General features: G+C 62.2%; 12 protein-coding genes and 1 tRNA gene. 7 read left to right on the forward strand and 6 right to left on the reverse strand.

The window, feature by feature from the left end:
• Nucleotides 1-89 precede the first annotated feature (89 nt).
• Complete coding sequence (locus tag DXD48_RS10270) at nucleotides 90-848, forward strand: septum formation initiator family protein (protein ID WP_233514982.1); 759 nt, start codon at nucleotides 90-92, stop codon at nucleotides 846-848.
• 20 nt (nucleotides 849-868) lie between these two features.
• Nucleotides 869-1,870 carry a hypothetical protein gene (locus tag DXD48_RS08955; RefSeq protein WP_117564904.1) on the forward strand — a complete coding sequence of 334 codons (1,002 nt, stop codon included), beginning with the start codon at nucleotides 869-871 and terminating at the stop codon, nucleotides 1,868-1,870.
• Between the two features lie 104 nt (nucleotides 1,871-1,974).
• On the opposite strand, the gene DXD48_RS08960 is transcribed toward DXD48_RS08955, so the two are convergent.
• Nucleotides 1,975-2,059, reverse strand: a tRNA-Leu gene (locus DXD48_RS08960).
• A 31-nt stretch (nucleotides 2,060-2,090) separates the two neighbouring features.
• Nucleotides 2,091-2,714 (reverse strand): hypothetical protein, encoded by a 624-nt coding sequence (locus DXD48_RS08965; RefSeq protein WP_117564905.1) that lies wholly within the window; start codon nucleotides 2,712-2,714, stop codon nucleotides 2,091-2,093.
• Between the two features lie 163 nt (nucleotides 2,715-2,877).
• Here DXD48_RS08965 and DXD48_RS08970 point away from each other — a divergent pair, with 163 nt between their 5' ends.
• On the forward strand, nucleotides 2,878-3,165 hold the full coding sequence (locus DXD48_RS08970) for a PTS sugar transporter subunit IIB (RefSeq protein ID WP_117564906.1): 288 nt from the start codon (nucleotides 2,878-2,880) through the stop codon (nucleotides 3,163-3,165).
• Between the two features lie 11 nt (nucleotides 3,166-3,176).
• Nucleotides 3,177-3,551: a VOC family protein gene (locus DXD48_RS08975; protein ID WP_117564907.1), complete on the forward strand. Its 375-nt coding sequence runs from the start codon at nucleotides 3,177-3,179 to the stop codon at nucleotides 3,549-3,551.
• Nucleotides 3,552-3,626: 75 nt separating this feature from the next.
• Here the strand turns inward: DXD48_RS08975 and DXD48_RS08980 are convergent, their stop codons facing one another.
• The 3 genes from DXD48_RS08980 to DXD48_RS08990 are packed head-to-tail and all read right to left on the reverse strand — an operon-like array spanning nucleotide 3,627 to nucleotide 6,252.
• A complete protein-coding gene (locus DXD48_RS08980; RefSeq protein ID WP_117564908.1) occupies nucleotides 3,627-4,922 on the reverse strand; it encodes a cell wall metabolism sensor histidine kinase WalK in 1,296 nt (431 codons plus the stop codon).
• Complete coding sequence (locus DXD48_RS08985; RefSeq protein WP_117564909.1) at nucleotides 4,906-5,691, reverse strand: response regulator transcription factor; 786 nt, start codon at nucleotides 5,689-5,691, stop codon at nucleotides 4,906-4,908. Before DXD48_RS08985 ends, DXD48_RS08980 begins: the two co-directional genes overlap by 17 nt.
• An 18-nt stretch (nucleotides 5,692-5,709) precedes the next feature.
• Entirely contained in the window at nucleotides 5,710-6,252 is a 543-nt protein-coding gene (locus tag DXD48_RS08990) for a DUF4342 domain-containing protein (RefSeq protein WP_117564910.1), read from the reverse strand.
• A gap of 549 nt (nucleotides 6,253-6,801) precedes the next feature.
• Here DXD48_RS08990 and DXD48_RS08995 point away from each other — a divergent pair.
• The 3 genes from DXD48_RS08995 to DXD48_RS10335 all read left to right on the forward strand — a co-directional run bounded on the left by DXD48_RS08995 (nucleotide 6,802) and on the right by DXD48_RS10335 (nucleotide 7,851).
• Nucleotides 6,802-7,041, forward strand: a complete 240-nt coding sequence (locus DXD48_RS08995; RefSeq protein ID WP_117564911.1) for a hypothetical protein — start codon at nucleotides 6,802-6,804, stop codon at nucleotides 7,039-7,041.
• An 85-nt stretch (nucleotides 7,042-7,126) separates the two neighbouring features.
• Nucleotides 7,127-7,729, forward strand: a complete 603-nt coding sequence (locus tag DXD48_RS09000) for a metallophosphoesterase (RefSeq protein ID WP_233514983.1) — start codon at nucleotides 7,127-7,129, stop codon at nucleotides 7,727-7,729.
• Entirely contained in the window at nucleotides 7,726-7,851 is a 126-nt protein-coding gene (locus DXD48_RS10335; RefSeq protein ID WP_255413215.1) for a hypothetical protein, read from the forward strand. The genes DXD48_RS09000 and DXD48_RS10335 overlap by 4 nt, the downstream gene beginning before the upstream one ends.
• A gap of 17 nt (nucleotides 7,852-7,868) precedes the next feature.
• Here DXD48_RS10335 and gluQRS read toward each other — a convergent pair whose 3' ends face one another.
• Nucleotides 7,869-8,873 carry a tRNA glutamyl-Q(34) synthetase GluQRS gene (gene gluQRS, locus DXD48_RS09005; protein WP_271728931.1) on the reverse strand — a complete coding sequence of 335 codons (1,005 nt, stop codon included), beginning with the start codon at nucleotides 8,871-8,873 and terminating at the stop codon, nucleotides 7,869-7,871.
• Nucleotides 8,874-9,351: the final 478 nt, after the last annotated feature.

Raw genomic sequence — 9,351 nt, forward strand, 5'->3', positions numbered from 1 at the left:
GTCGAGCAAAGGCTGGCGAAGGCGGTGCGGGCGCTCGTGCTATAACTAAAGGACTTAGCGCAAACAAACCTCAACCGCACAAGGCGCACATGGATCAGATTTACGACAACAGGTACTATTCCGCCGCATCGCGCGAGCCGTCGCCTCGCCGCGCACGTACGGTGCAGCTCGGCGGTTCCGACTACGCCGGCGCCGACCGCTCCACGCAGCGCCCGACAAGTACCTCGCGCCCCAATGCTCAAGTGAATACTTCGACAGATGGACCAGTACGTCCGACACGTTCGCCGCATTCGTCGCGTCCCTCGGCCCAGACGCACGACAAATCGAGCAGACCTTCGAGCCGTTTTTCGGGCTCGGACTTTATGCGCTACGCCAACGACAATGCGGTGGTCAAGGCGATCTATGACTTTACGCATGGCTCTCTGCGTCCGCTGTTTATCGGCATCGTTGTGGCGCTGGCGCTCATGAGCCTGTATTTCCCCGTGCGCGACCTGTACGTGGCAAAACGCTCGAGCGACATCTTGGCCAAGCAGGTCGAGATTCGCCAGCAATACAACGACGAGATGAAAAAAGACACTGACAAGTGGTTTTCGGAAGAGGGCATTAAGGATTCGGCACGGGACCTGGGCATGGTGATGCCCGGCGAGAAGAGGATTGAAGTGCAAGGTCTGGACGAGGATTCGGATTCGTCGTCGAGCAAAAAGTCCTCAAACGCCAAGAATGCCAGCGAAGTGGCCAAGGAGATCGAAGAGGTCGGCAAGGACGCACCGTGGTACATCCAGGCGCTCGACATGCTGTTTGGGTTTAACGGCGTCGAGGGTCAGACGGTCGTGTCCAACGGCAAATAGCGCCCGGAGGGGAGCCCGCAATGACAAATTGCAAACGCTATAAGGTGGCCGCGATCGACCTGGGAACGGTGTCGTCGCGAGTGGTGTTGGCCCAGGTCGAGGGCGGAGCGATTGTGGAATCGTCCAAGCATACCGAGATTACCGACCTGGGCGAGGGCGTGGACGCGACGGGCCGCTTTTGCGAGGCGGCCGTTGAGCGCGTGCTCGCTGCGTGCCGCATGTTTGTGGTTGAGGCCCGTGCCTTTGGGGCCGCGTGCGTCTGCACCACGTGCACGAGCGCCGCGCGCGATGCGTCCAATGCCGCGCTGCTGCTGGACGGCCTGCGCGAGCTGGGGCTCGAGCCGCAGGTGATTCCGGGTGAGGTCGAGGCACGCCTGACGTTTTTTGGCGTGGCGCACGACTTTGCAGGCGAGCGCATCATCGTTGCCGATTCGGGCGGCGGATCCACGGAGCTCGCGACGGGCGTCTATGCGCCGGAGCGCGGGGTCTTTGCGCTGGAGGGAACGCGCTCGCTGGACATCGGTTGTCGCCGCGTGACGGAGCGCTTTTTCTCGGCGCTGCCGCCGGCGGACGGCGAGCTTGCTGCCGCCGCCAACTGGGCGGGCGAGCAGTTTGCGGGCTATTTTGAGAGCCTGCCTGTCGACTTTGAGCGCGCCGAGCGCCTGGTCGCGGTGGGTGGTACCGTCACTACGCTCGTGGCACTCGTTCACGAGCTGGAGCCGTATGATTCGAGCTTTGTGCACCTGCGCGAGCTTTCGCTGGAGCAGGTTTCGGCCGCTATCGAGCGCATGTCCGCGCTGGATGTTGCGGGCATCGCCGCGTTGCCGGGCGTGCAACCCAAGCGCGCGGGCGTGATCTTGGCAGGCGCCGTGGTGATTCGCGAGCTCATGCGAGTCGGCGGCTACAAGACGCTCACCGTAAGTGAGAACAGCCTCCTCGCCGGCATGGCCGCCACCATCAACGAGGTTCTCGACGGCGCGACCCCCACCATCGCCTGGACCCCGAGCCTGAGCACCCTTTAAAAGTAGTCAAAAAAGCTCTGTCCCAAATGAGCTGCTCTGCAGTTGACGGCACCTAAAAGAAACGAGCCCGCATCCCTGGGGGACACGGGCCCGTAAACAATACGTGGTAGGGGCGGTGGGACTCGAACCCACAATCCTTGCGGCGAGAGATTTTAAGTCTCCTGCGTATGCCAATTCCGCCACGCCCCCGTGAGACTAGAAGTCTAGCACAAGCCGCCCGTTACGCGTTGACGGCCATCGAGTGTTGGCCCGACTTCTCCAGGAACTCCTGGAACTTGGCTTCGTCGCCCTTGTTCTGGTACTGCAGGGCCAGCAGGTATTCCAGGCGGCAGCTCTTGACCTTGTCGTCACCGGCTTCCTTGAGCATGCGCTCCAGCTCGGGAATATCGTTGTGGCGCTTGAGGATCATCGTGTCATACATCAGCTGGCATTCGTGCGCGACTGCCTCGGCCTGGCCGCCCTCAAAGCCTTTGATCTCGCGCAGCAATTCCTTGGACTTTTTGCGGTCCTCCTGACCAACGTAGTAGTTAAAGGCCTTAATGACCAGGTCGACGCGCTGCATCTTGGGCAGATTGAGCCCCAGCAGCAAATCGAACATCTCATCGGCGCGCTTGTGGTCCTCGCGCAGCAGATAGGAGTTCAGGCGCAGGTAGTCGCGGTTGTAGCGCGGGTACAGCATGCTGGTGAGTTTGCCGTCGAGCAAACGATCGAACTCGTCCCACTGCTTAGCGGCCATAAGCTGCTGCAGGCGTTTAAACGTGGTGCGTTTTTTGACGCTAAAGAACACCGACACGGCGATGCAGATGATAACGACGGCGGTCCAGAGTGTGCGGGAATCGGGCATATTAGGGTCCTTAGTCACTCATAAAGCGAGCGGTATGACAACACGTACTGGATGTATTATACGCAGCGCGCAAGCAAACTGGCATAAAAGCTCATCGAGGCCGAGTGCTATCGCTCGCTGCGGTACACTTACCTAAAGTAAACCATGAAGGGAGACATTACCTATGAAGAAGATCGTTTTGGCTTGCGGTGCTGGCGCTGCTACTTCCACGCTCGTTGCCCAGAAGGTCGCCACCTTGCTCGACGCCAACGGTTACGCCGGCAAGTACGAGATCGTGCAGTGCGCCATCTCCGAGGCTAAGGACTACTGCGACGAGGGCGCCGACCTGCTGATCGCCACCACCGTTGCCCCCGAGGGCCTCACCTGCCCGTACGTGAGCGGCGTGCCCTTCATGACCGGCATGAACCGCGTTGCTGCCGAGAAGGCCGTTCTCGACGTTATGGCTCAGTAGGCGCTGACTGCATGAGTGAGCAGAACGCCAACCCGGTAGAGCTCTTTGGTATGCGCGTTGCCCATGTGGGCATTAACGCCACCGACCCGGCAGACGCCCTGGAGATCGCGGAGCTGTTCTCGACGATGATGGGCCTACCTGTCATCGAGACCCCCGTTTCGTACTTTAACGATTCGCTGGTCGAGATCATGAAGCAGAACGGTCGTGGCACCAAGGGCCACATCGGCTTTGCCGTCAACGACATCGACGCTGCCGAGAAGTGGTTTGCCGAGCGCGGGCTCGAGGTCAACGAGGAGTCGCGCGTGCTGCTGCCCGACGGCGGCACCAAGCTCGTGTACTTTAAGCGCGAGTTCGCCGGCTTCGCCGTGCACCTGTGCCGCGAGTAGCGCATGAGCTGCTATAGCTAGCAAAAAGGGATAGGGCCGCATGGCCTTATCCCTTTATTTATGCCGAGGGGCTTCTTACCGTGGTAGGCGAATCGTAAAGCGGCTGCCGACGCCCTCGACTGAGGTCACGCCAATGACACCGCCATGGCTGTCGACGATCCACTTGGCAATGGCAAGCCCCAGACCCGAGCCCTGCGCGCCGGCATCGCGCGCGTTGTCGGCGCGGTAGAACCGTTCAAACGCGTGAGCTGCGGATTCCTGGTTCATGCCGATGCCCTCGTCCTCAACGCTTATGTCGACCGTGCCCGCGCCCGCATCCGGCGCTACGTCAAACGAGATGGGCGTGCCCGCGTCCGAATACTTGGCGGCGTTTTGCACGATCACGCGCAGAGCCTGCTTCACGAGCGCCACGTCGACGGGCGCGTCGCAGCGCGGGTCGCTGGCAAGCAAGGCGTCAAAAGCCAGCCGATATGTGTGCTCGGCATCGATCATCTGCGATTCCTCGCATACCTCGCCGACCAGTGCGGCCAGGTTAGTATTCGCACGCCGCAGGACCGTGCGCCCGGCATCGCCGCGCGCCAAAAACAGCAGCTGCTCCACGAGCTCCTGCATATGCTCGCTTTCGGCCTTGAGCGAGGCAATGGACTCTGCCAGCACGTCCGGGTCGTCTTTGCCCCAGCGGTCGAGCATGTTCACGTAGCCCTGAATCACCGCGATGGGCGTGCGCAGCTCGTGGCTCGCATCGTTGACAAAGCGCATCTGCTGCAGCTTGGCCTCTTGCATCTGGCGCAGTAGGCGGTTGAGTGCAACCTCGATGCTTGCCAGGTCGGCGTCGCCGGTAGTGACGCTCGGCGAGTCGACGCTTGCGCGCTCGATGGCCTGCTCCAATGTTTCCATCTTGCCGCCGGAGAGCTGCATGCGGCCGAGTTCGTCCACGCGCAGGGCCAGGTCGTTGAGCGGCGCCATGGTGCGGCGCACGCGGCGGGCGCCGCCGAGCATGTTGAGCACGCTGATGACCTGCCAACTCACAACGACAAGGTAGAGAGGCCATAGCGCGACGAGGTCCTGCGCGAGGGGGAAAGTCTTGGTGGTACGCGCAAGCTCGACGGTATAGGTGAGCGTTGTCAGGTCCCAGCCGCGCGCGGGCGTCAGCGACATGCTGCGAACGGCGGCGCCGGGGATCCATCCTGCGGTAAACGCGCCGTTGGGCAGCGTCTGGTTGTATCCATAGACGAGGATCGCCACCGCAATAACCAACAGCAACAGATCGAGCCAGACGTAGCTCATCAGGCGACGCCACATATAGCTCCAGTTGATGGCGCGGGCGATGGAGGTGACGCGCTTGGCCTCGGCGTTACGCGCGGCAGACATAGCCCACCCCGCGCACGGTCTGGATGATGCGGGCACCGCCGGCGTCTTCGATCTTGGCACGCAGGTGCGCGATGTGCACATCGACGTTGTTGGTGTCGCCCACGTATTCGTAGCCCAGCGCCTCGTGCGCGATGCGCTCGCGCGTGAGCACGGTGCCGGCGTGCCCCATAAGCAGGGCGAGGACATCGAACTCGCGAGCGGTCAGCACGATGGGTGAGCCGCCGACCGTGACTTCGCGGCGGTCGGGGTCGAGCGCAACCGAGCCCACGGCGAGCGCGGCGGGGGAGGGTGAGGCGGAAGCCTGGGTCGTGTCGGTTGCCGGGGACATTGTGGCGATACCGGCGCCCGCGTCGCCTGCCGCGCCCGCCCCAGTACCGGCGCCGCCAACGCCCGAAGCCGCCCGCACGGCCTCCGAGCGCTTCAGTGCCACGCGGATCCGTGCGAACAGCTCCTCAATCGCAAATGGCTTGGTCAGGTAATCGTCGGCGCCGGCATCGAGCCCGGCCACCTTGTCCATCACGGCATCGCGCGCGGTGACCATAATCACCGGCACACCCTTGTGCTTGCGTACGCGCCGCAGCACCTCCATGCCGTTGAGCTGCGGCAACAGTACGTCGAGCAGAATCAGATCGTAGTCGCGCTCCAGCGCCAGGTCAACGGCGGTGCGTCCGTCGGCGGCGTGCTCCACCTGGTAGCCCTCGTGCTCCAGCTCGAGTGTCACAAAGCGGGCGATTTTCTCCTCGTCCTCTACGATCAGGATTCGTGCCATACGTGCCCCCGTCTGCGATTACTTGTCGTCGTTCAGATTTTGCTTGATGCCGTCCGCGGCATTGGCAGCGCTGTCCATCAGGTTGTTGATGCTGCCGGGCACGTCGCCGTCGCTATCGATGCGGTAGCGCATGCCAAAGAACAGGCCAAGCAGCATCAGCCAAATCGTGGCGCCCCAGGCAAACAGCGCGACGATGGGAATCAGGATGGGAATGTTGAGGATGATCGCATCGCGGCGCGTGGCGATAAACTTGGTGTCCAGGCTCAGGCGGAAGAGCTTTTTGAGGTACTCCCACACGCTGTCCATCTTCTTGGAGAAGTCGGTCTTTTCGCTCGACTTTTCGTAGGCTGCCTGCGCGGCGACCATCTCGGCCGAGGGCTCGTCGGCCGGCGCGGACTCGGTGGCGGCGTGCGCCGACGTGGTCTGGGTCTTGCCCTGCGACTCGAGCCAAATGATGGCGTCCAAAACGTTGCCGTCGGCGGCGTCGAGCGCGGCCTTGGCGTCGGTGTAACTCACGTTGCACTTGGTGCGGATGGTTTCAACTTTTTCGAGGTCGTCCATGACCTGTCCTTTCGTTCGATGGGCGCGACGCCGGGCGATCTGCCCGGGCGCGAGCGTTGCGTTCGGCGGCCTGCGTTGCGCGGCGCCGCCCCGCCCTTGGTCGAACTCTATAGTGCAGGTTATAGATTAAGCGATTCTTGAGCCAAGATTAATGTTGGATGAGTTTTTGGGTGTGTATAAAGGGGTCATTATTAGTGGCCCGCGGCGAGGTCTAATACTTTTCCCGAGAAGTGAACGAGCAAAATCGGACCCCCGAAGCATTGACACTTTGAGGGCGCCGTTCTCTGCGGTTTTGATGCCAGAATCCTGCGTTTATGCCGTTGAAAAATGCGGATGCTCCAGGGGTCCAAAAACAGACGCTCACTTCGCGGAAAAAGTAATAGAGCCCGATAGCGGGGGATGGGGTACCGATGCAAAACGGCGTCAAGGGTTGGTCGAGCAGGCGGTTTCTCCATTGATGTCCGCACGATATGTGACACTTACCCTGCCGCCATGCTCCGTCGCGGCGGCATGCATCTGAAAAACGACCCTCTAAGGAGTTCGATATTGATGAGTGGCAACACCAAGCACCTTGCAAAGAAGTGCGTCAAGGACGCAGGGCCGTGTCTTGTGCTGTGCGCGGCCGGCGTGGCGGTCGCGCTGCTGGCTGTTCTGGGACCATTTGACGTGCTCCGAAGTGCCAGTTCTCTGCATGTTTGCATGGCCCTTGCCGGTGCCATGATGACCAGCGGCGTGCTCGATCTGGTTTTTTGGGTGCTTGACCCGTTTGGATGGAAGAGCGAGGGGTAGGTCCTAAAGGATGGAAGGGCTGGAACGGTTGGCTTAGTGATCGTGCAGAATGTGGGCTAGCGACTTACAGGGAAGTGGTGATCCGATGACGGTCTATGTGACGGGCGATATTCACGGCGGCCTTGACATGCAAAAGCTGCGCGACTGGGAGCTTGGGGATAGCCTGACGAGTGACGACTATCTCATCATCGCGGGCGACTTTGGCTTTCCGTGGGATTTTTCTGCCGAGGAATGCGCCGATATCGCCTGGCTCGAGTCGCGCCCCTATACCGTGCTGTTCGTCGACGGCAACCATGAACGCTTCGATCACTGGGCGGGGCGCCCCATGGAGCTGTGGCACGGTGGGCTGACGCAGCGCCTGTCGGATACTTCGCCCATACGGCGCCTGACGCGCGGCGAGGTTTTTGAGCTCGACGGCTCAACGGTCTTTACCATGGGCGGCGCCACGAGCGTGGACAAGGAATACCGCGTGCCGTATTCCAGCTGGTGGCCGCAGGAGCTGCCGGTGAGCGCAACTTTGAGGAAGCACGGGCAAGGCTCGATAGCGTGGGCTGGAAGGTCGACTACGTGGTCACCCACACCTGCTCCACGCGCATGCTCTCGCCCACGCTTTATCCTGCACCCGGCTGGAATTACCCCGAAGTCGATCGGCTCACGGCGTTTTTCGATGAGCTGGAGGATCGCTTGAACTACAAGCGCTGGTACTACGGGCATTTTCATCGGGATGCCAACCCGACCGAGCGCCATACCGTGCTCTACGACTGCATCGTTCGCCTGGGCGACGAACTCCAGCCTTGGGATGTTGCGTAGGGGTGGGGCGTATTTGGCTACTCGGCCGTTACAGTGATGTTCTCTCGGTGCGCGCGGATAACATCCCAGCTAAAGTGCTCGACCAGCCGCTCGGCAGAGCGCGGCGTGGTGTCCGGCGCGATGCCCGTTTGCCCGGCGAGCCAGCCCAGCAGCGCTTCGGGCGTGCCAAAGCGGGCGCGGAGTTCGCCCAGGTCCAGATCGCGATCTCGTTTGGAAAGGCGGCGGCCGTCCGGTGCCATGAGCAGCGGAATATGTGCGTAGTGCGGCGTGGGCAGTCCCAACAGGTGCTGCAGATAGATCTGGCGCGGCGTGGACCCCAGCAGGTCGCATCCGCGCACGACCTCGGTGACGCCCATGGCGGCGTCGTCGACCACCACGGCTAGCTGATAGGCAAACACGCCGTCGCTGCGGCGGACCAAAAAGTCGCCGCACTCGGTGGCGAGCGCCTCGCATTGGGCCCCGTACGTGCGGTCCACAAATTCGATCACGTCGTCTGCGAGGTCGTCGACGGTGGGCACGCACAGACGTGTGGCCGGGGCGCGCAGGGCGCTGCGGCGGGCCACCTCCTCGGCCGAAAGACTTCGGCAGACACCACGGTAGATGGGCGTGCCGTCGCTCGCGTGCGGTGCACTCGCGGCGTGGAGCTCGGCGCGTGTGCAAAAGCAGGGATAGGTGAGGCCGGCGTCTTTCAGCCGGCGCAAGGCGCTCTCGTACAGGTCCAGGCGGTCGTGCTGGTAGTAGGGGCCTTCGTCCCACTCCAGCCCTAGCCAGGCCAGGTCGTCAATCAATTGGGCGGCAAATTCCGGGCGCTTGCAGCGATCGTCCAGGTCCTCAATGCGTAACACGATGCTGCCGTCCTGGCTGCGGGCCGAAAGCCATGCGCACAGGCAGCTGAACACGTTGCCCAAGTGCATACGGCCCGAGGGCGACGGGGCGAAGCGCCCCACGACGGGCGCGGGAGCGGCCGGCGTCGTTGGCGCGTCGGCGGCGGGTGTTGCTATGTTGCGTGCGTTGATGTCCATGCGGACGAGTATAGCGCGGGGCGCGGTGGGGGAGACGCTGCCGTGGCCTGCAAGTTGCTGAGGCCGCGCGTTGCGCGTGCCGGACCACCGGCTCGGCACCTTAATCGTCGTCAATCAATTTAGCCCTCAAACGACAGAAACCCCGGCAGCTCTTCGCAACTGCCGGGGTTTCCGCGGAAAAGGGGGACATGATCCTCGAGCGGACGGCAAAGGGGCAAACCGTTTTCGCTCAACTGCTTTATGCCCCTCAACTGGCGGCTCAATCAGCGCATGCCGCGCCCACACAAAGCCGCTACACCTGTGATGGAGCTATGAAGTGGTATCTATTGCCGGAGCGGGCTATGCCAAGGAGTGTCCCAGATTGCCGGCAGATAAGGAACGTCCCCAGGTGCCGGCCGCGGGCGTGACTTTCGTCCCGTTTGATACTCCGCTGACCTAGATGTTCGTCACATGAACCCGCAAACGTGGGACAATGACG

This window comes from Collinsella sp. TM05-37 (genome assembly GCF_003436455.1).
Taxonomy (GTDB): Bacteria; Actinomycetota; Coriobacteriia; order Coriobacteriales; family Coriobacteriaceae; genus Collinsella.

Bases quoted from the DNA above. Each gene is read 5' to 3' on its own strand.
- DXD48_RS10270 (WP_233514982.1), top strand. From the start codon at position 90: ATGGATCAGATTTACGACAACAGGTACTATTCCGCCGCATCGCGCGAG.
- DXD48_RS08955 (WP_117564904.1), top strand. From the start codon at position 869: ATGACAAATTGCAAACGCTATAAGGTGGCCGCGATCGACCTGGGAACG.
- DXD48_RS08965 (WP_117564905.1), bottom strand. From the start codon at position 2,714: ATGCCCGATTCCCGCACACTCTGGACCGCCGTCGTTATCATCTGCATC.
- DXD48_RS08970 (WP_117564906.1), top strand. From the start codon at position 2,878: ATGAAGAAGATCGTTTTGGCTTGCGGTGCTGGCGCTGCTACTTCCACG.
- DXD48_RS08975 (WP_117564907.1), top strand. From the start codon at position 3,177: ATGAGTGAGCAGAACGCCAACCCGGTAGAGCTCTTTGGTATGCGCGTT.
- DXD48_RS08980 (WP_117564908.1), bottom strand. From the start codon at position 4,922: ATGTCTGCCGCGCGTAACGCCGAGGCCAAGCGCGTCACCTCCATCGCC.
- DXD48_RS08985 (WP_117564909.1), bottom strand. From the start codon at position 5,691: ATGGCACGAATCCTGATCGTAGAGGACGAGGAGAAAATCGCCCGCTTT.
- DXD48_RS08990 (WP_117564910.1), bottom strand. From the start codon at position 6,252: ATGGACGACCTCGAAAAAGTTGAAACCATCCGCACCAAGTGCAACGTG.
- DXD48_RS08995 (WP_117564911.1), top strand. From the start codon at position 6,802: ATGAGTGGCAACACCAAGCACCTTGCAAAGAAGTGCGTCAAGGACGCA.
- DXD48_RS09000 (WP_233514983.1), top strand. From the start codon at position 7,127: ATGACGGTCTATGTGACGGGCGATATTCACGGCGGCCTTGACATGCAA.
- gluQRS (WP_271728931.1), bottom strand. From the start codon at position 8,873: ATGGACATCAACGCACGCAACATAGCAACACCCGCCGCCGACGCGCCA.